12 protein-coding genes are annotated in these 22,454 nt (G+C 36.9%); 4 read left to right on the top strand and 8 right to left on the bottom strand.

Features of this window, described 5'->3' with window-relative positions; all coding sequences use genetic code 11:
- Positions 1 to 123: 123 nt before the first annotated feature.
- The 4 genes from QL232_RS12515 to QL232_RS12500 all read right to left on the bottom strand — a co-directional run bounded on the left by QL232_RS12515 (position 124) and on the right by QL232_RS12500 (position 11,287).
- On the bottom strand, positions 124 to 8,259 hold the full coding sequence (locus tag QL232_RS12515) for a type I polyketide synthase (protein WP_281614366.1): 8,136 nt from the start codon (positions 8,257 to 8,259) through the stop codon (positions 124 to 126).
- Between the two features lie 669 nt (positions 8,260 to 8,928).
- Entirely contained in the window at positions 8,929 to 9,492 is a 564-nt protein-coding gene (locus tag QL232_RS12510) for a TerD family protein (protein WP_281614365.1), read from the bottom strand.
- A gap of 272 nt (positions 9,493 to 9,764) precedes the next feature.
- Positions 9,765 to 10,385, bottom strand: coding sequence for a TerD family protein (locus QL232_RS12505; protein ID WP_281614364.1), 621 nt, complete (start codon positions 10,383 to 10,385; stop codon positions 9,765 to 9,767).
- Between the two features lie 89 nt (positions 10,386 to 10,474).
- Positions 10,475 to 11,287, bottom strand: coding sequence for a hypothetical protein (locus tag QL232_RS12500; protein ID WP_281614363.1), 813 nt, complete (start codon positions 11,285 to 11,287; stop codon positions 10,475 to 10,477).
- Positions 11,288 to 11,462: 175 nt separating this feature from the next.
- On the opposite strand from QL232_RS12500, the gene QL232_RS12495 reads away from it, so the two are divergent.
- From QL232_RS12495 to QL232_RS12485, 3 genes are all read left to right on the top strand, one after another.
- Positions 11,463 to 12,596, top strand: a complete 1,134-nt coding sequence (locus QL232_RS12495; RefSeq protein ID WP_281614362.1) for an FAD-binding domain-containing protein — start codon at positions 11,463 to 11,465, stop codon at positions 12,594 to 12,596.
- A 10-nt stretch (positions 12,597 to 12,606) separates the two neighbouring features.
- Positions 12,607 to 12,756 carry a DUF2256 domain-containing protein gene (locus QL232_RS12490; RefSeq protein WP_281614361.1) on the top strand — a complete coding sequence of 50 codons (150 nt, stop codon included), beginning with the start codon at positions 12,607 to 12,609 and terminating at the stop codon, positions 12,754 to 12,756.
- A 118-nt stretch (positions 12,757 to 12,874) separates the two neighbouring features.
- Positions 12,875 to 13,177 (top strand): hypothetical protein, encoded by a 303-nt coding sequence (locus QL232_RS12485; RefSeq protein ID WP_281614360.1) that lies wholly within the window; start codon positions 12,875 to 12,877, stop codon positions 13,175 to 13,177.
- Positions 13,178 to 13,226: 49 nt separating this feature from the next.
- Here the strand turns inward: QL232_RS12485 and QL232_RS12480 are convergent, their stop codons facing one another.
- Positions 13,227 to 13,688: an Lrp/AsnC family transcriptional regulator gene (locus QL232_RS12480; RefSeq protein WP_168881898.1), complete on the bottom strand. Its 462-nt coding sequence runs from the start codon at positions 13,686 to 13,688 to the stop codon at positions 13,227 to 13,229.
- Between the two features lie 158 nt (positions 13,689 to 13,846).
- Here QL232_RS12480 and metE point away from each other — a divergent pair, with 158 nt between their 5' ends.
- A complete protein-coding gene (gene metE, locus QL232_RS12475; RefSeq protein WP_281614359.1) occupies positions 13,847 to 16,162 on the top strand; it encodes a 5-methyltetrahydropteroyltriglutamate--homocysteine S-methyltransferase in 2,316 nt (771 codons plus the stop codon).
- A 40-nt stretch (positions 16,163 to 16,202) separates the two neighbouring features.
- On the opposite strand, the gene QL232_RS12470 is transcribed toward metE, so the two are convergent.
- The 3 genes from QL232_RS12470 to QL232_RS12460 all read right to left on the bottom strand — a co-directional run bounded on the left by QL232_RS12470 (position 16,203) and on the right by QL232_RS12460 (position 22,431).
- The gene (locus QL232_RS12470; protein WP_281614358.1) at positions 16,203 to 16,817 is read right to left on the bottom strand and encodes a GDSL-type esterase/lipase family protein; all 615 of its coding nucleotides are present in this window, start codon (positions 16,815 to 16,817) and stop codon (positions 16,203 to 16,205) included.
- Between the two features lie 2 nt (positions 16,818 to 16,819).
- Positions 16,820 to 18,790 carry a 1-acyl-sn-glycerol-3-phosphate acyltransferase gene (locus QL232_RS12465; RefSeq protein ID WP_281614357.1) on the bottom strand — a complete coding sequence of 657 codons (1,971 nt, stop codon included), beginning with the start codon at positions 18,788 to 18,790 and terminating at the stop codon, positions 16,820 to 16,822.
- A gap of 101 nt (positions 18,791 to 18,891) precedes the next feature.
- Positions 18,892 to 22,431: a caspase family protein gene (locus QL232_RS12460; protein WP_281614356.1), complete on the bottom strand. Its 3,540-nt coding sequence runs from the start codon at positions 22,429 to 22,431 to the stop codon at positions 18,892 to 18,894.
- Positions 22,432 to 22,454 lie beyond the last annotated feature (23 nt).

Below are 22,454 nucleotides of genomic sequence, written 5' to 3'. Positions count from 1 at the left end.
GCTACTTTCAATTTTGGTGTCTAAGATTTTCACTTAGACCAATGATGAAATATTCTACTTCATCACTTAGATGGTCCAGGTCTAACGAAAGACCTGAACCATTATAGTTTGATGTGTGTGGCCTTACGACCAAGTTAATTCACGGCTAATTGTCATTGCCGCTCCATAACTTTTCATATAAACTTTTCCAGTTTCAGCATCATAAGCTGTGATATCTGAAACCATTGAGAAGTCATCTGCTTTTTTCACCTCGATCTTCACATAGAATGGCTTACCGAATGGTAAAGCATCGAAGATCTCAACGTAATCAGTGCTTAATGGTAAGCTTGCTGCACCGTGGAAGCGACGTACCCAAACGACTGCTCCTTGATACATGATATCCATTAAGTAAGGATTCACTTTTTTTACTGGTACTTGACCTTGACGTTCTTCTGTTACACCTTCATGCTCACATAAGAAAATCATGTTTTTCTCGTCCATTTCAAGAATCGTTTTGATTCCGTTGAAATCGGCACCGTGGAAAAGTGTTCCGTCTGTATATACTGAAGAAGCATCGGCAACCGCTGGTGTATTAGTACTGTTTGGCAATGCTAATACAGGAGCCTCTACTGGTTCAGAAGTTAAAGTGATTTGCGTTTGGTAATGGTTCAGCGGAAGTTTACCTCCATTTTCACTAGAAACGTTCACTGTCAACGTTACAGTATTTTCTGATTTTGACGTTTCTGTTACTTTAATTGTGTAGTCTTCCGCCTGAGTACCATCAAATACGATTCCTTTGAAAAGCTTCGCGTTATCTACTCTTAGTACATTGAAACCAGGATATAAATCCGTCGCTGTTTGTACCATCCAAGTAGAAGCATTTACGATGGGTAATACTGCATTACCTTGGATCATATGATGTTGAAGGAAAGGATTCTTCTCTTCCGTCATATTTCTCTTAATCGTAAAGCTTTTCAAATCACCTGTAATATCTGCTTTCGCAAGTGGTAAAGTACCACCTAAAATCACTTGAGGTTGTGCTTTAAAAGCATCACTTAATTGATCCACCATTGCTACAGGACCTTCATCAGAAGGAACTAGAGAAACACCATGCGCTTCGAATAATTTCTTTAATTCTCCGCTTACCATACCTGCATCCCATGCACCCCAGTTGATAGAAGCAACATGTACGTCTGGATGGTTTTTCTTGAATAAGTGTGCTACTCTGTTCAATACCTCGTTGGCAATTGCATAGTCTGTTTGACCAACGTTACCGTAGAAACCGGCTACAGAAGAGAACAATACAACGTGTTGGATGTCGTGGATACTACCAGCGGCTACGGCTGCTAATAAACCAGAGATCTTCACATCATAAACGTTATCGAAGTCTGTTGCTGTTTTGTTTTCTATCAGTTTGTCTGCTAAACGACCTGCACCGTGGATGATTCCTGTAATTGCTCCTGTTTTCGCAACGATTGGCGCTACAGCTGCTTTTAATTTTTCAGCATCCGTAACATCTGCCGCAGTGTAATGTGCTTCCGCTCCAACACTTTGAATGTACGCTAAGTTCTCTTGGATTTCTCTTTGAGAAAGTACCGCACCTACCATTCTGTTAACTGTCTTAGGAAGTGGTTTCTCACCGCTTTCCTTCAAGAACATCATGGCATTTCTTTTCAAGATTGGCTCTTCCGCTACACCTTGTGCCCATGTTGGTTCTTCTGTTGTCAATGCCGAACGACCTACTAAGATAAACTTAGACTTGTATGTTTTCGCCATTGCTCTAACACAATCCGCCGTTACACCTTTGGCACCACCTGTTACTAAGAATACGTTTTGAGAAGTGATACCTGAAGTACGCATTGTACCTGCTGTATGTGCTTGCTCGACTGCTGCTAGAGTGAAACGTTTTCCTTCATCGTTGTAAGAAGTTTCAGTAGTAGAAACGTCAGCGTCATTTAATTCCGCTACGATTTTCTTCGCTGCTACTTCCGCCTTCAATTGAGGAGAAAGGTCTACACCTCTACAGAATACGTTTGTCCATTCTAAGTTTAATGATTTCGTTAATCCGAAGTATCCACCTCCAATTACTGAAACATTACCAGGGTTCTTCGTTCCGAAAGCACCTTCTAAACGTGTTACCGTCATGAATGAAGCTCTAGTTGATTTAGAAGCATATTCATTTAAAGTAGGTTTTAAGTGCTTCGCCAATAAGTAAGCCGCTTTCAACAATTCTTTTTCTTTGTCGAAATGCATACCCCATTGACCTAACGGGAATCTAAAGTGAGGATGTACATTAATAAATTGATCTACTCCACCGATTTGAGCTAATGCTGCTTTGATCGCATCATCAGAAATTTCAGCTAGAGCAATCTCCTTTACCTCGTTTGGTAAAGTCACTGCCGATTGACGAACCAATGAAGCTGGCATTGTCAATACAGCTACTTTTCTTCCTTCAGCCAATAATTCTTGTGCTAAAGAAACTGTTAATCCCGAGCCATCATTTGTAATGACTGTCCATGCATCTGCATTTTTCTCGATTACCAATTGATCTGGCTCGGGAATATATTTCAACTGTACATCGTAGCGCGCTACGCGATCATAGTTTCCTGAAAGGAATGAAGTATGATCTTCTGCAACTGTTGATTCTTCTACTTGGTTAGTAGACTTTTTTTTTTCGATTGACGAATTAGTATTCGCCTCTACACTGGGGGTGGACGCTCCCGCCTTCGATGAGATGTACTCAGCAATCTGAGCTAGCGTTCTCAACTCGGCTAATTCTTGAGGATCTACTCCTTGAACTGATGGATTTGCTTCAGTCATTGCACCGAAGATCTCAACACGCTTGATTGAGTCAATTCCTAAATCAGCTTCCATATCCATTCCCATTTCTAACATCTCTGCTGGGTAACCTGTCTTCTCTGCGATTACTTCTAAAAGTGATGCTTCGATTTCTGCATTTGTTACACCACCTTGAGCTGGTGCTGCTGCTACTGGAGCCGCCGCTGGTGCAGGAGCTGCTGCCGGTGCTGATGTTGCACCTGCTTTTCCTGAAATGTATTCAGCAATTTGAGCTAATGTTCTTAACTCTGCTAATTCTTGTGGATCTACACCTTGAACTGATGGATTAGCCTCAGTCATCGCACCGAAGATTTCAACACGCTTGATTGAGTCAATTCCTAAATCAGCTTCCATGTCCATACCCATTTCTAACATCTCTGCTGGGTAACCTGTCTTCTCTGCGATTACTTCTAAAAGTGATGCTTCGATTTCTGCATTGGTTACGCCACCTTGAGCTGCTGGAGCTGCAGTTTCTTGAACCGGTGCTGCTGCTACTGGAGCTGCCGCTGGTGCAGGAGCTGCTGCCGGTGCTGATGTTGCACCTGCTTTTCCTGAAATGTATTCAGCAATTTGAGCTAATGTTCTTAACTCTGCTAATTCTTGTGGATCTACGCCTTGAACTGATGGGTTAGCCTCAGTCATCGCACCGAAGATTTCAACACGCTTGATTGAGTCAATTCCTAAATCAGCTTCCATGTCCATTCCCATTTCTAACATCTCTGCTGGGTAACCTGTCTTCTCAGCGATTACTTCTAAAAGTGATGCTTCGATTTCTGCGTTTGTTACGCCACCTTGAGCTACTGGAGCTGCAGTTTCTTGAACAGCCGCAACCTTTTGCGTCTCAACCACTGCGACTGGAGCTTGATTAGGAGCTGCTGCCGGTGCTGATGTTGCACCTGCTTTACCTGAAATATATTCAGCAATTTGAGCTAATGTTCTTAACTCTGCTAATTCTTGTGGATCTACGCCTTGAACTGATGGGTTAGCCTCAGTCATCGCACCGAAGATTTCAACACGCTTGATTGAGTCAATTCCTAAATCAGCTTCCATGTCCATTCCCATTTCTAACATCTCTGCTGGGTAACCTGTCTTCTCAGCGATTACTTCTAAAAGTGATGCTTCGATTTCTGCGTTTGTTACGCCACCTTGAGCTACTGGAGCTGCAGTTTCTTGAACAGCCGCAACCTTTTGCGTCTCAACCACTGCGACTGGAGCTTGATTAGGAGCTGCTGCCGGTGCTGATGTTGCACCTGCTTTACCTGAAATATATTCAGCAATTTGAGCTAATGTTCTTAACTCTGCTAATTCTTGTGGATCTACGCCTTGAACTGATGGGTTAGCCTCAGTCATCGCACCGAAGATTTCAACACGCTTGATTGAGTCAATTCCTAAATCAGCTTCCATGTCCATTCCCATTTCTAACATCTCTGCTGGGTAACCTGTCTTCTCAGCGATTACTTCTAAAAGTGATGCTTCGATTTCTGCGTTGGTTACGCCTCCTTGAGCTGCTGGAGCTGCTGTTTCTTGAACCGGTGCTGCTGCTACTGGAGCCGCTGCTGGTGCAGGAGCTGCCGCTGGTGCTGAAGTTACACCTGCTTTTCCTGAAATGTATTCAGCAATTTGAGCTAATGTTCTTAACTCTGCTAATTCTTGTGGATCTACACCTTGAACTGATGGATTAGCCTCTGTCATCGCACCGAAGATTTCAACACGCTTGATTGAGTCAATTCCTAAATCAGCTTCCATGTCCATACCCATTTCCAACATTTCTGATGGGTAACCTGTTTTCTCTGCGATTACTTCTAAAAGTGATGCTTCGATTTCTGCGTTGGTTACGCCTCCTTGAGCTGCTGGAGCTGCAGTTTCTTGAACTGGTGCTGCTGCTACTGGAGCCGCTGCTGGTGCAGGAGCTGCCGCTGGAGCTGATGTTGCACCTGCTTTACCAGAAATATATTCAGCAATTTGAGCTAATGTTCTTAACTCTGCTAATTCTTGTGGATCTACTCCTTGAACTGATGGATTTGCCTCAGTCATCGCACCGAAGATTTCAACACGCTTGATTGAGTCAATTCCTAAGTCAGCTTCCATATCCATGCTCATTTCTAACATCTCAGAAGGGTAACCTGTCTTCTCAGCGATTACTTCTAATAAAGATGCTTCGATTTCTGCATTTGACACACCACCTTGAGCTGGTGCAGGAGCTGCTGCTACTGGAGCCGCTGTAGGAGCTGGAGCTGGAGTTTCAGCTACTGGCGCTGGAGTTGGCACTTCAACTGGAGCTTGTAACTGCTCTGTAGCAGGAGCTGCTGCTGAAGCTAATTGATTATTTGTTTGCATGTTGAACAACGATGCCAACATTTGCTCAATTCTAGTTTGTTGTTCAGTTAAACGCTGAATATCTGCTTGGATTTGATCCAATACTGCCTTCTCTGCCATAGAAGCTGAATTTTGTTTCTGACGTAATTTTTCTTCAATAATTTGAGACATGTCTGTTGTCTCAGCAATCACCGTCTCGATTTCCTCAACTAACGGTGCTTTTTGCGAAAGCACTTTTCCTCCCTTCGCTAATATATCTTGGTATCTCTTCTTGAAGCCATCAGTCAAGTAGTTTGTACCTGAAATCTGAACATTCATTTTCGACTTCGCTCCACCTGCTTGAACTGGTCTAGCATAAGGGTCAAAGTTTTGGATTTGGATACCCATTACAGCCAATTGGATAGCTGCCTCTCTCAACTGAACGTCTGAGTTTTTCTTAGGATTAGGGTTCAATGCAATCACTTGGTGATCTTGACCTGCTAAGATTTCAGAAGTTAAGTTGGATAGAATATTCTTTGGTCCAAATTCAACGAACACTCTTGCACCTTCTTGGTACATTTTCTCGATTTGTTCTTTGAATTTAACTGGACTTAAGATGTGTCTCTTTAGAGTTTCTTTGATGAACTGTGGTTGTGCAGGGTAAGCAGAACCTAAAGTATTTGAATAAAGCTTTCCTTGAGGAGCAGCGATATTTGTGTGATCTAATACTTCAGCGAAAGGCTTAGACGCATGACCTACGTAAGGTGTATGGAATGCTGCAGAAACTGGTAGGATAGTCGCTAATAAGCCTGCTGCTTTTAATTCCGTTTTTAGTGCTTCCAATTCGTTCTTCGCACCACCTAAGATCGTTTGGGTACCTGAGTTGATGTTAGCAACTTGTACATTTTGGTATTTACCAATGTAAGGTTGAACAGCTACTACATCACCTTTCACAGCCATCATTGTACCTGCATCTACACCTGCTTGTGCTGACATTGCTTGTCCTCTTTCTTTCGAAAGTTTGATGAACGTCGCTAAGTCAATAGCACCTGATGCATATAATGCTGAAAGTTCACCATAAGAGTGACCAGCAAAATAGTTTGCTTTGAAGCCTGCGTTTTGTAAAATGTGATACATACCTACACTCAATGCACCAATTGCTGGCTGAGCATTTTCAGTTTGAGTAAGTACCGCTTGTTGTTGTTTACGCTCCTCATCACTGAATACAGGAATCGGATATACAGTCTCAGTTAAAGGTTTTTTGTTGCTCGCTTCGAATTCTCCATTCACTTTCGCGAATACTTCACGAACTTGAGGGAATGACCAAGCGATCTCGTTACCCATGTTAGTATATTGAGAACCTTGTCCTGCGAATAAAGCAGCAACATTGTCCTTACCGTTATAAGCGGCGTTTCTATACCAAACATTTAAGATTGGGTTTTTCCACTCTGCTGCGTTAGCATCTTTCGATAATGCTGCAACAAAAGCTTCTAATTTTTTCGTAGCCTCTTCAATTGATGAAGCAACGAAACCAACTCTTGGCTGGTTAGCAGGAACGTTTTCTGCGAATGCTGTCGCTGATACTTCTTTGTAGTAAGCTTTAGCATCTGCACCTGTAAGACCTGCAATATGTTTTTGAGCCAATGCAACCAAAGCAGATGATGACACTTCAGAAAGTAACCATTGTCTGTGGATGTTGTGAACTCTATTTTTCTCGATTGATTGACCTTTGTACTCTTCTAGAGAGAAGTGAAGGTTGACACCACCAAAACCGAATGCTGATACACCTGCTCTAAGCGGAGTAGCAGAATCCTTTTGGAACCAAGGACGAGTCTCAGAGTTGATATAGAATGCTTTCTTCTCAACTTCTAATTTCGGGTTCGGCTTTGTGATATTGATTGTACCTGGAAGGATTTTGTGGTGTAAGGCTAAAGCAGCTTTAATCATACCTGCTGCACCTGCTGCTGCTTTTGTATGACCAATTTGAGACTTTACAGAACCTAAGGCGATATGATTTGTTTTCACACCATCGTCACCGAATACCATACCCATTGATACACCTTCTGATGCATCACCTGCGTTAGTACCTGTACCGTGTGCCTCAATTAAACCAACTGTTGATGGATCATAACCTGCTTCCTCATATGCTCTTCTCATCGCTAAAGCTTGACCTGAAGGACGAGGGGCATATACTGACTTATAACGACCATCTGAAGAACCACCGATACCGTTTACAACAGCATAGATTTTGTCTCCGTCACGTTCAGCATCTTCTAAACGCTTCATGACCATCATACCCACACCTTCACCGATCAACATACCGTCACCATCTTGGTCGAATGGACGGATGCTACCTTTACGAGAGAATGCAGGAGTTTTTGAGAATGACATGTACATAAATGGTGAGTTGTCTGTATCAACACCACCTGTAATCATCATGTCAGCTCTTTTTTCTACCAATTCAGCTACTGCCATTTTAATAGCAGATAAAGAAGCTGCACAAGCTGCATCTACTACTGAGTTGATACCACCAAAGTCGAAACGGTTGGCGATACGACCAGAAATTACGTTACCCAATAAACCTGGGAATGAGTTTTCTGTCCAAGGCACAAATGCTGCCTTCATTTTCTCAATAGCTACTGCGATTTGCTCTTCTGGCATTCCCATTGACTCTAACGCTCTTCTCCATACAGGATACTGTAAACGAGCTGTCAAAGGAATAATTAGCTTTTGACCACCGCCAACGCCAAGAATAACACCTGTTCTTTCTCTTAATTCTGCTTTTAAAGCATCAGAACCTGGAGCATAACCTGAATCGATTAAAGCGTCTTTAGCAACAGCAAGACCCAATAGTTGTGAAGCATCTGTTACTTCTAAAATGTTTGGCGGTAAACCAAACTCCATTGGATTGAAATCGATTTTTGGAACGAAGCCACCTACTTTACAGTAAGTTTTATCTTCTGCTAATGGGTTGGGATCATAATAGTCATCAATTTTCCAACGATCGTCAGGAACTTCCTTGATACAATCTACACCTTGGATGATGTTTTCCCAATACTTCTCTAGGTTCTCAGAGTCTGCAAAAACTGATGCCATACCTACAATGGCAATCGGTGTTTCTTTGAGCAGTTGGTTTGTGTCTGTCATATCTTTTATTCTTGGAATCTTACAATTTTCACACTGTAAGGTTCATTAGTTTTCTAAAGTATGTTCGAAATACACTCTATCAGTTGTTGTTATTTGTTCAATTTGACTACGCAGTTATTTCGAAATTCGCTTGTATAACAAGTCATTTTTCAAATTTGTGACAGACTTTTCGAAAAAAATAAAAATTAGATATTATTAAAAAATGAATAACCTTTCATTCATGTATTGGAAAAATGCAATAAATATTTATTACAAAATGCATTATAGAAGTGAGTATTCATTCATACCTTTATTTTAACATTAGTAGGGTAATAATTAAAAAATGTGAAAATAATTTCAATTTGTCACATTTTAGAAAAATGCCCTGATAATATGGAATAGCATAATCCTCAGGAAATATGTATAGCAAAATAGATTTCAGTGCCGCTTTAGTTTTAAGAGACCTCTTTTTCAACTGCATAAAATGTTAATAGGTACAGTAACTACATACTTATAATATCATGAATTGGTCTAACTTTTACTTGTCTTATACTCTTCTTAAATAAATAGATTCAGAACATATAAAATGAGGTTATTTTTATGTATTTAATGCATGAAAAAAATTCAAGAAATAAAAAAAGCCAACCGAGATCAACTCAGTTGGCTTCACTTTATAAATACATTTTCTTCTTAAGCGTATTGATCAACGTATCCTTGTAAACCGATTTTTGTTCCATTACCTGAAGCATGGAAAGTCCAATCGTTTCCTCTTTTTACTAATCGACCAAACTCCATATCCGTTACACCTTTGAAGTTTTTACTTTCGAGTTTATATTTTAAGATTTCTCTTTGTGTATCGATATCAACGATTCTTATGTAAGCGTTTTCCAACATTCCGAAGTGTTGATGTAAAATTTCTGCATTATGAATTGATACTACAAAAATCAACTCAGTCACTTCTTCTGAAATACTTGATAGGTTGGCCAATATCATTTCATCATCACCATCTCCTTTACCTGTACGGTTATCACCCGTATGTTCTACACTACCGTCGGGTGATTTTAAATTATTGAAAAAGATAAAAAACTCATCTGCAGGCAACTTACCATCTGGTCCTACCATAAAAACAGATGCATCTAAGTCTATCGTTTTAATAAGATGCATGTCCCAACCAAGACCCACCATTATTTTGTCTAAAGAGGTATTCTCCTTGGTCAGGTTAAATTGTGACCCTTTTTTTAGATTGATAGCCATAATACTAATGTGAAATAAGATGTTTGTTGATGTAATTATTAATGTAATTGCAAAACCATTCTACCATACCAGTTATTTAATAGAATTTGGTCGCTTAACTTTTCAGTAATTGATTTAAAATGTCAAACGAAATTAAATAATTTTTATTCCAACTCAATAATTTTCCATTATCTACAATTTGATAACTTGGAATCTTAATTTATTAACATCGTATAATTATAACTTTTCATTCAGGGGAATTGTTTTTCAGCCCAAAATGAGAATAAATCTATTTAATAGTTTCTTTGAATATGCTGAATTGTCTCATTGATATCCAAAGCTGCAATAGGTTGTCCGATCGCCTCAAACTTCCAATTATGGCCTATTTTATACAACCTCCCCATTAACATAGAAACACGTCCTGCATATTCTTTCGTGGACGATAGATCGAAGTGAGCTATCTGATCTTCTCTTGAATAAATTCTCACTTGTGAAAATGGAATATCTGCAAAATCCTGTTTTTGATAAGAATTCAAGTATAAAAATACTTGGCTGACATTCTTGTTTATTCTATCCAATTCTAATTGAATTGTTTCATTATCGTAACCATCATCTCCTCCGATATCACCATCTAAATCATCTCCAGAATGGATAATTGCACCATCTGTAGATCTTAGTTTATTGTAATATACTGTGTAAACTTCCTTCATATTATGATCAAATGCTGTAACACTAGCATCAAGATCTACAGGTAAGTTTGTATTCAATAAACCAAAAAATGTTTTCTTTTCAATTGCTCCCCAGTTTACTCCAACTCTTAAGTAGTCAATGGCGTTCCCTTCATCTTTAATAAGAGAAATGCTACTACCTTTTTTAAGAGAAATGCCAGTTTTTTTTGTGAGTGTAACGCTCATTATTGATGTATTATAAGTAAGTAAAAAAAATTAAATCGTTAAACCCTGTAACAAGAGTTTATAATTAGTTTTTCCGCAATGAATTGGACCTATTTTTTAAAGAACGAATCAATCTTGGATTGTTGGTCCGAAGATTTGTTCTTAAAAAAAGAGTCTATTTTGTTTTCTATATCATTTGACTTGCTTTCTCCTTCTTGATGGAAGAAGTCTGCAATACGTTTATTTAGTTTAATATGTTTTATATCTTCTTTTTCACTCTCTGTATTAAAGAAGTTTTGAAGCTTTTGCTTTAACTCTACTTCATCCTTCATTGAAGTCATGTGCTCCTTGTTAGCTGTATCTTTTTCGAAGAAATCTGAAATTTTAGATTCATTCTTTTCTTCTTGTGGCGAATTTTCTAATGCCAAGTCAATTTCCAAGGACGTCAGATCATGGTTATAATCCATAAGTTCGATATCCTGTACAGCACCCATAAAGTCATCTAAATCAAAACTATCATCTGTTTTATTTCTTAATAGAAGAACCTGAAAATCGATCTTTTCAATCTGCAGTTTCAAAATGAAAACTTGCCTTTCTACAACAGTAATCTCATGTTGTAACTGATCACTTAACTGATCATAACTTTCCTTTTCTTTATTAAGTCTAGCAATGTTATCCTGTATCAAAAGTACTGAAGATCGATCATTATTTGATAACCTTGATTTTAATTCAAAAGTCTCTTTAGTTATCTGTTTTTGAATAACAGGGACTTTATCAAGAATTAATTTGTGGTTGTATTTTATCTCCTTTAACTGCTTATCTTTTTTAAACTTTTGCTGTTTCAGTTGATAAACCAATTCCTCTAGTACTTTTTTATCCTCTAGTTTGTGATTGGTTAAAATACTCCTAATCGACTTCCACATTTTTTATTGATACATTTTATAGCTAATGATTAGTTTGACTTTATAAACTCATTTTTCATTTAGTGTTTATATACTTCATGATTAATTAATGTTTAAGAATAAAAGACGTTGATTTAATAATAATGTTTCAATTTCTTCCATTTTTATAAACAAAATAGTGATCAACTAATTAATAATGAAAAGGTTAAGAAAAATAAAATCACTATTTGTAATGCTATTTCCAACCACATACGAAGAGATCATTGAACGAATTGAGCGATTTTCTCCTGTAAAATACGGAGCGACAAGAAATTATATCGACGGGCATGTTTCTTATTTATCTCCATACATTTCCAGAGGAGTGATATCTACAAAATACGTCTTTGAGTTAATGATGAAAAAAGGGTACGACTTTTATCACATCGAAAAGTTTATCCAAGAGTTAGCATGGAGAGACTATTGGCAATTGATCTGGATAGAGAAAAATGATCAAATTAATAAAGACCTAAAAAGAGCCCAGGAAAATGTTGCTCACTATGGAATTCCAAAAAATATTGTTACTCCAAATAGTGGAATCCATGCACTTGATAAAGGAGTAGAAGAGTTATATAACACTGGGTACATGCACAACCATATGCGTATGTATATTGCAATGGTTACCTGTAATATAAGCCAGTCTCACTGGTGGTTACCAGCAAAATGGATGTACTATCATTTATTAGATGGAGATTGGGCAAGTAATGCTTTAAGCTGGCAATGGGTTGCTGGGGCCAATGCTAATAAAAAGTATTTTGCTAACCAATCCAATATTAATAAGTATACACATTCCGATCAGTTAAACACTTACTTAGATACTACTTATGATCATTTGAATGACATTGAAATTCCTCAGTCTCTAAAGGAAAGTCAGTCACTCGAATTACATACTGAATTACCAGACAGTGATGAAATAATAATAGACCAAAGCCTTCCTACTTTAATATACAATAGCTACCAACTGGATCCTAAATGGAACAATCATATTTCTGCCAATAGGATCCTACTTCTTGAACCTTCTCATTTTAACGAGTATCCTATAAGCAATAAAGTCATGGACTTCATTTTGAATCTTAGCAAGAACATACAAGGGATTCAAATATTCGTAGGTGAATTTAGAGAATTAAAACCTTTACTTGGTGAAAGTACTGTTTATTATAAAGAACACCCACTAGCGAATTTATATGAAGGAGTCGAAGAACAAAGAGAATGGATTTCTTCGGTAAAAGGTTATCACACATCTTTCTTTAAATTCTGGAAAAAGGTAAGAAAAGAAATGCAAGTTTTGGTTTAATCGTTCCAACATGAAAAAACAACATCTACCTTCTAAAGTTTGCAAAGTTTGTGGCCGTCCTTTCTCATGGAGAAAAAAATGGAAAAGCATTTGGGATGAGGTGCAATACTGTAGCAAAAGATGTAGGTCCAATAGATCAAAAATCAAAATTGAGATCTAAAAAATTGTATATAAAAATCAATTTATTGAATGATTCTAAAGTTGAAGATTTTGAGGCGTATTTTCCTTAAAATATCACTTATATTTGCAGACACTCATCAAATCATTAATTCTTAAGTATGTCTACGAGAACCTGTCCAAGATGTAAGGGTAGAATCCCAGATTCAGAATTTGTATCACATTTAGTTAGATGTGATGGAAGTGGTGGATCTGTAGTAACCTCTGAAGTTGAAGAATCTGTTGCTAGAGAAAAGAAAAACAAGGAGACAAAGAAAAGAGCTACATCTGCTAGAAGAAAAGCTGCTCCGAAGAAAGTGATTACTGCTGATATGGAAAAGCTTATGAAGAAATTCAGAATGTCTCCAGAAGATGCGGAAACATTTCTACAACAAAATCCTAACTACTTTAACAAGGGAGAATAGTCATTGTACAAAAAGAAAGGATAGCATTAAGCTATCCTTTTTTTATTTTTTATATCGGCACATTAAATGATTGCTTTATTTCGCTCATCACAAATGTACTGTGTGCACTACCAATGTTTTTTATCTCTCCTAATTTATTCAAGACAAAATCCTGATATGCCTTCATATCTTGTACTATTACTTTTAATAGAAAATCGAAATCTCCGGAAATGTTGTAACACTCCACTACCTCATCCAAGGAAGTAATTTCATTGACAAATTGATGTCCAATGTTTTTTGTATGCTCTTTTAAAGTCACATTACAAAATACGATCAATCCTTTATCCAGCTTTTCTTTATCTAATACAGCAACATATTTCTGAATAAATCCGCCCTTCTCTAGTTTTTTGATTCTTTCATATACAGGTGTCGTAGATAAATGTACTCGTCTTGCGATTTCTTTGTTAGTAATGTTAGCATCAGATTGGAGTAATCTCAGGATTTTTAAGTCCATCTGGTCTAGTTCGTTCATAGTTATTTTTTCTTTTATGGGTGGTTATTTTGAGCAAATTAAGATTAATTTTCCCTTCGTCCCCGCCAAATAAGTTTTGATTTCTGAATGTTATATGAGATAACAGTTTTAAAGTTTTGCAAATATAACTTTGCTCTCAGTTTAAAACTAATTATACTATGAAAATCACAACATTAGGTTACCCTAGAATCGGTAAAAAAAGAGAGCTTAAGAAAGCAAATGAGCAATTTTGGGCTGGGAAAATTAATGAACAGGAACTTCAAACCGTCGCTTCTGAATTAAAAGCAGAACATTGGAACATTCAGAAGGAAAACCTTGTGGAGCAACCTACCTCCAACGACTTTTCTTTCTATGATCAAGTTCTAGATTTGATCGTTGACTTTAACTGTATTCCCAAGCGTTTTCAGCCTATTCATCACCTTAGTCCATTACAAAAGTATTTTGCCTTAGCAAGAGGATACCAGGATAATAAATTGAATATCAACGCTATGTCAATGACCAAATGGTTTGATACCAATTATCATTATATCGTACCAGAATTCTATAAGAAAACATATTTCAAACTCTCAGAAAGCCCCAAAGCAGTCCAAGAATACGCCGAAGCTAAAGCCCTAGGAATAGATACTAAGGTGACTCTTGTTGGACCATTAAGTTTTCTATTATTAGGGAAAGAAAAAGAGCAAGGATTCCATAGACTTGAACTCATCCACCAACTGAAAGAAGAGTACATCAAACTTTTAAATAAATTATGTGACTTAGGTGCTACTGAAGTTCAGTTTCATGAACCAATTTTAGCAAAAGATTATAATGAGGAAATCAATTTTGCCTTAAAAACGGTCTATAATGAGTTCAAAAAAAGAGCTCCAGAAGTTAATGTGTGCGTTGTTAATTTTTTCGATTGCTATGGCGATTACCTACCAACTATTCTTCAATTACCACTTAGCTCACTTCATTTAGATTTAACTCGTTGTGGAGAACAATTAAAAGATGTCTTATCATCACAATACTTAAACAATAGTTTAACGCTGTCGTTAGGAGTTGTTGATGGAAGAAATATCTGGAAGAATGATTTTAAGAAATCCCTTCAGTTTATTTCCTCTGCAATAGATGTTGTTGGTAAGGAAAGAATTGAAATCAGTACATCTTGCTCGTTATTACATGTTCCTTATGATTTGGAACTAGAAGAAACATCTACCAAAATAAATCAATCTATAGTTCCTTGGTTAAGCTTTGCAAAACAAAAATTACAAGAACTGAAAGAGCTACAAGAAATTGTTGAAAGTGGAAATATTTACACCCATCCATTATTTATTAAAAATCAAGAAATCATTCAATCTAGAAAGGATTCTGATCAGGTGCATCATCAAGAAGTAAAAAATAGAGTGGACACCTTGATAGACACTGATGCACTTCGATCGAGTCCTTTTAAAGAAAGAAAAGAAATACAGAAAAATATACTGCAGTTACCACTACTACCTACTACTACAATAGGGTCATTTCCTCAAACTAAAGAGGTGAGACAGCAACGCAACCTTTTTATCAAAGGTAAAATCACCAAAAATGAATACGACACTTTCTTAAAAGAGCAAATTAAAGAAGCTATTCTATTTCAAGAACAGATTGACATGGATGTATTAGTTCATGGTGAATTTGAAAGGAATGACATGGTAGAATACTTCGGGGAACAACTAGAAGGAGTTACTTTTAGTAACTTTGGATGGGTGCAAAGTTATGGTTCGAGGTGTGTAAAACCTCCAATCATCTTTGGTGATGTTTCTAGAAAAAAGCCAATGACAGTTGAGTGGACCTCCTACGCCCAATCTCTCACTAATAAGCCAGTAAAAGGAATGTTGACTGGACCCATTACAATCTTACAATGGTCGTTTGTAAGAGATGATCAACCTAGAAAAACAACATGTAAACAAATCAGCTTAGCGATTAGAGATGAAGTTCTTGACCTTGAAGCGGCAGGAATTAAAGTCATTCAGATTGATGAACCTGCTTTAAGAGAAGGGTTACCGCTCAGAAAAGATGCATGGGAAGAATACCTAACTTGGGCAGTAAATGCCTTTAGAATTTCTAGTTGTGGAGTAAACGATTCGACACAAATTCACACACACATGTGCTACTCTCAGTTTAATGATATCATTCAGCATATCGCTAATTTGGATGCTGATGTAATTACGATAGAATGTTCGAGGGCTCAGATGAAATTGCTTGATGCTTTTTCTGATTTCAGGTACCCGAATGAAATTGGGCCTGGAGTGTATGATATTCACTCGCCTAATGTTCCTTCAAAATATGATATTATCGATTTCATCAATAAAGCAAAAAGGCGAATTCCTGTTGATCAACTTTGGGTCAACCCAGATTGTGGACTAAAAACAAGAGGCTGGAAAGAAACAAAAGCAGCATTGGAAGTGATGGTTGAAGCCACACAAAAAGCAAGAGAATTATTTGAAATCGCAGTATAAACAAAAACGGACATGATGTATTTTCATGTCCGTTTTTTTATTATAAAACCTTCGATTCTTGAATGGTATCAATCCAAATCTGATATCCTTCTGGTCGCATATGCAACATATCTTCTTCGAAAAGGTCAGGTCTACTTTTTCCTTCTGCATCAAGCATTGGATGGTAGATATCTATATAAGTTACATTTTCATGTTCTACAATCTTCTCCTTCACCAAATCATTTGATTTTTCAATTTCACCTTGAATATGGTCTTTACTTGGACTCGGCTTTATTGATAAATACATGATTGGTAACTCATTACCATATCTACTTCTTATTTTGGAATATAAATCATTGTAATAAGACAGTATATCCTCTGCTTGTTTTCCTCCGCCTAGATCATTATCGCCTGCATAGATAAAGACCTTTTGGGGTGTTTTTATTTGCTCAAATAACTCCTCAAAATAATAGGCACAAGCTTCTAAGGTAGAACCACCAAATCCCATATTTAAGATTTGATCGCATTGTAGGTCTTCTCTAACTTTAGACCATAATCGGAAAGACGAACTTCCATAAAAAACTATGGGTTGTTCTATCTTAGGTTGTTTGTCAATGTTTTCTGCCAATTCCGGCAATCCTTCTTCTTTATAAAACTGAAATTCTTCTGCTGTCATGCCTATTGTTTTTCTGCTAATTCTATAGCTTCTTCTACGTATGTTCTATATTCTTTAGAATACCTTTCTAAAAAAGATCTTAATTCCTCTTTAAAAGGTTTCTCTTTATCTATTACTTCTGAAAGTCTAAAAGGTTTTTTAATAACGACTCCCAATTTAGTTTTACTGATTCTCTTATCAAAAAAGGCAATAGCAACTGGAACAATTAAAGGATCTATTTGTGATTTTTCAGCGATTATAAATGCTCCAGGCTTAAAATCTACAGGAGATTGCTGCGTTTCTCTACTTGTACCTTCAGGACTTAATATCAAATTCATTCCTGATCTCAACTTGTCCCCTGCTTCTTTAAAGAACTCATTACGTACTTGTCTTCGTTCCTCGGCAGTTTGTTGAGTAGGATCAGAATCTTGTGTTTTTACTCCAAGATGACCTAATTTATTATAATAATCCTGGTGTCCATACTCCGGCCCTTTTCCTATTCTCACTACTCTCAATCCTGAGTCTTTATAAAACTTATACAATAGCATAGAAATAAAATGACTATCCAAAGTAATCTGAAAACTATTGGGAAGAGTATAATATGGATGATTGAGTAAGTGATTATAAATAAAAATATTGCCTGATGATTTCGGAATATTCTCTAGTCCATCAATCTTAATATCTACATATGATACGGCTCTTTCAAAAAGTTGTGAACATTGATTTCTCAACTCGGCCGACGAAATGTCTTTGGGAGCTGTAATCACATGATCTGTCATTCTTCTTAATCCCTCAAGAAATAAGAATTCTCTTCTTAAAGGCATTGTGATCTTTCTAAATAGATTCGCTAAATTCTTCTCAATATTCTCTCCTTCTTCTGCTAATCTATCTATTAAATCAAAAGCATCTCCCTGAGTTACTTTCTCAGCTAAAAGAATAGGTAATTTATATAAATCCGAACAAACTGAGATCTGGGCTCCTGCTTGTTCGATCATCGTCTGTATCGTTAATAATTCTCTGTCAAAAGTCTGTGTAATTACCTGTGCCCTAATCGCTTTCAATGCACTACCCAGCAACCACAGTAAGCGGTACATAAAGACCATTCCTAATGTCGGAAACTCTTTATACAATACTAATAAGTCAATTCTATTGATCTCCAATACTTCAACAGACTCCAATACGATCAACTCCATATTATTAGGAATAGGATCATAACTGGCCCCACTCCATAGGATCACTTGACCTCTTTCTTGTAAAATATCTGAAGTAAACGATTCTCCTTTTTGGGTCACATAATTAAGCGCAACCTTACCACTCTTTAAGACCATAAACTTATCTGAAAATTGCCCCTTGCAAAGCAATTTACTACCTGCTTGGTAATGTATTGTTTTACTTACTTCAGCCAATTTGGTAAGGTGCCAATCGGCAAACGGATTGAAAAATGCACTTTGACGGAAAAAATCCATAGTACTTTCATGAGGGCCTTTGTCCTGAAAAGAAGTATAGGACATGGCATTTTGATAATCAGATGCATTTAAAGGCACTGCACCTGACATCCATGCTTCTCTAGCATCACTCAACAAACTTGTGCTTAGCATTAAGCTACTTGACAAAACATGCATCCCAATCTCAGGGTGTTGATCAAATAATGCTCTTAGTTCTTTATTATCCCACTGGATTACTTTCGTCTCTCCAGATGCTATTGCTGTTGTCGCAAAACGATAAGGTTCTCTAAATCCTGACCAACCAATCGGAGTCCATTTTTCTTTGCTCTTCCCTACTTCCAATGCCCCTCTTTGGTCACCGACATTTAAATGATAAGTTACAGCACCACTAAAGAGTACTGAAAATTTTTCAGCAGTCGCAAATTGTAAGGTAATGACCTCTCCATTTTGGTAGCTTTTTAGCTCAGCCAATTGGGCTAGAAGTCCTAAATCTTTTTGAGTTAATCTGTCAGCAAACGGTAAATTATGTAAAGTCTTGGTCAGTGTCATTTGCAGTATAAATAGTTGATTAGTTGTTTTTAGAAACTTTAAGTTATTCACTTCACTTCATATAAACAAAAGGACAAAATACACTTAACCTTACCTTTAGACTAGTTTTCTGAGAAATGGTTTTCTAAAAGTTGAATCATTTCTCTTAAACATTCTTCTGTATTTTTTGACTTCACTTGCCACTTTTGAATCACTTCTTTCTCATGGATCAAATGAAGTTTTACTGTAATGGTATTCTTTACCACCTTGTACTTTCCTCTTAATTTATAAGTAGAAGTACCTTGGGCTCCTTTTCTAAATTTGAAATTCAACGATTTCAACTCGCTTTCTATATTTAATCGCTGAATAAGTGCTTTACTTAACTCTAATTGATCTGCCCATGTTCCTCCATCTTCCAAATCTATATCTGAGATCAGGTACTTTTGTGATGATAAAGAAATGTTATCCCTATCTTCCTCGTCCAGTTCGCCGATATAAAAACTGCCAGCTCCTAAAGGCATTCTATATTCTGGCTGTTGCTCTCCTTGCATTTCTGAAGCGAGTTCCGGTACAGTTTCTACAGCATAAGTAAACAACTCCTGAACATCGATAAACCTTCCATTTTTTAAGTCTCCACTTTTCAGATAATCTAATAATGAATAGGTTAAAAGACCGTGTTCCAAAAAGCTGGATTCATAACTTACTTTATCAGAAGAAGCTCCAGATAACATAAACATTCCTGTTCTTGATCTCACTCTTTCTAATGCTCTTTTTTTCATCCCTTCTTCGTTATCATTTCTCGAAGTAATCAACTCCGTAGAAAAAGAACCAGCATGACAAGCATCAATCACAAAAACCTGTTTAGAAATAGGTATATCTTGTATCCATTGCATCAATTCTGTTCCATTGATGGTATAGTTTTCTTTTACATTTGGGTCCGTTAGATCACTATTGATCATATCTTTCGTTAGAAAGTGAAAGTCATCTTTTCCATTATGATTTTTCTGTACCGCTCCATGTCCTGCCAAAAACACAAATAAAATATCCGAGGCTGATGCTTCTTCCGATATTTTCTTAAATGCATTTTTAATATTTTCTTTAGTTGGCTGTAAAGAATCACTGTCCGTTGTAAGTAATTGAATGTTGGTGTTTTTAACTCCAAACAACTTCTCACTACCCAGTTCCAATGAAGTAGCTATTGCTGAGGCATCATCGGCCGCATATTTAAGGTCCATTAATCTGCCTCTATAATCAGAAACACCCACCATTACACCATACATTGTTGGTTCTCTTTCTTCCAACCCTGTATCATCTTTATGATTTAAGGTTAACCCTCTTCCTGATAACGTTCCTTGAGAATTAGTTGCGATTACTTTTATCTTGTTTTCTTTACCCTTGATAAAATGCTTCGCTATATCTTCTGATTTTACTTTATAGTACAATTCATCATTTAGAAACGCTTTCTGAGCAGATTTTTCTAAATCATGAATCACCTCTTTATTATTGACATATAAGCTAATAGTACCAACTCCACCTCCTCTATCAATGACTTCAATCCAAAAGTAGTTTTCCAATTCTTGAATTGTTGTTTTAGGAAACAGATCTACACTTTTCAAAGGAGGTACTTTTCTAAGTGATTTCCCTTCTAAAAGCTGAATAGCCAAACCAGGTTCCCAATACTTTTCTCTTAGTTGTTCAAAATCGATAGTTTCCTCTCCATATACATAATAGATATTATCCATATTGAGATCGCCTACATCAAACAATCCTGATTTATGCTCTAATACCCAATCACCAGATTCTGTTACAGCTACTTTTCCTAACTGTTCATCCAATTGTGTCTGCCAGATTTCAAAAGTCATATTTCTTCTGATTGCAAATAGTGACGGTTGATCATCATAGGGTAAAAGTTCTATTATAGGTGTCGAATTTTGATCGAACTTATTTAATACTTCCTCTAACTGATTATCCCATAAGGTAATTGTACCTGATAGATCACTAATCACCCAACCATTATTATGAGGGTAGTTCTTAATAATATTAGCCCCTTCATTGTACTCTTTCTGTTTTTTCAGTTGCCAGTTATCGATATCGTATAGAAATAGATTATGCTTACCCGAAACCAATAAATTAGAGGCATTGCTTGAAAAGCTAAGATCATACAATGATATATCTCGGATTTTAGTCTCGAAAATAACTTTATGGGCATCAATATCATAAACAATCAAAGTCCTATCACTACAGATCGAGGCTAATAATTTACCATCTCTAGAATTAACTACTTTAATTACTTCTCTTTGGTGTCCATATACTTTCTCTAGAATTTCCTTTGCAGAATTCCATAAATACACATCCCCTGATTCATCTGCAAAAACTATTTCTTCTCGCGTAGGTATTTCTGCTATTGAAGTCGGTACTGAGTTTATTTTCACACTATCTACTAGGTTTCCTTTACGGTCCCAGCGTTTGATTAAACTATCTGTACCACAAGTGAAATAAGCATCATTTTCTACTGAAAATGTCAACGCTACCCCCGTTCCTCTATGTGCTTTTTTTACAATAGATACTGTTCTTTTTTTGGGAATCCATAAATGGATATTTCCGTTAGAAGTCAGAAACGTCAGTGCTCCATTTAAACCATTTAGAAAGCCATCAACAGGGTATCCTTTCATAGGTTTCCAACGAATATCTTCTACTGATTTCCCTTGTTTTTCAAGAGACCAGACTGAAAAAGAGCCATCACTATGGGTAAATGCTGCATGCCGAGCATCTTGAGTAAACTTCATTGAAAGAAAATCATCTCGCACTCCTGCAGGCGTCGGATTGATCACACCACCTTTTACTTCATAAAAGTATATTTTGTTACTTTTCGTTTTTACACATAGAATTTTGAAATAAGACGTATATACTAAATCGACGATAGGCAACCCATCTGGCGACGCCAATTCTGAACGGATAGAATCGCTGTTGATATCCCAAATTTTAATCGTTTTATCCCATGATCCTGTAACAATTAATGAGTCCTCTTCAATAAAATCGATGGCAGATACCCAGTCTGTATGTAACTGCTTTCTAATATTTTCTTTATCAAAACCTCTCCAAGTCAATATACTACCGTTCATATAACCGGCAGTTAACCATTTTACATGAGGGTTATATTTGATTGCAGAAAAATTCCCAAAATCTGACTTTACTGCCTGACCATCCGGTGCATCACCCTGATTATTCCAATCAAATCGATAGATCGCTCCACCGTTAGTGATAAAGAGTAAGTACTCCTGCACAAACTCCATTTTAAAAACATCGTCATGCAGGTTATCGTAATTAAAGACCATTTCACCGGTACTTAAGTCCCATACCTTTATAGAGTGGTCCTTTCCGGCCGTAGCCATATAGTTTGCATCTTCTGAAAAGCATAAAGTCGCTACCCCATAGGTATGAGGGTAAAACGTGTCCAATAATCTCTTTTCATTGATGTTCCATATTTTCAAAGCGCCACCTTCTCCTACTGTTGCTAATAACCTAGCATCATTTGATAAAGCCATATCAACGACTTCACCCACATGCCCTTGTGACAAAGTAAGATGGAGTTTACGCTGTGCTGTAGCAAGTTGGGAGATTGAAAACAATAAAACGATATATAGAAAAAATGTTTTTCTCACTGCAAGTTTGTCCTTTGAATACC

The organism is Flammeovirga sp. SubArs3 (assembly GCF_947387565.1).
Lineage (GTDB): Bacteria > Bacteroidota > Bacteroidia > Cytophagales > Flammeovirgaceae > Flammeovirga > Flammeovirga agarivorans.
Note: the sequence above shows the minus strand (reverse complement) of the source record. Positions and strands in the feature narration are given on the sequence as shown.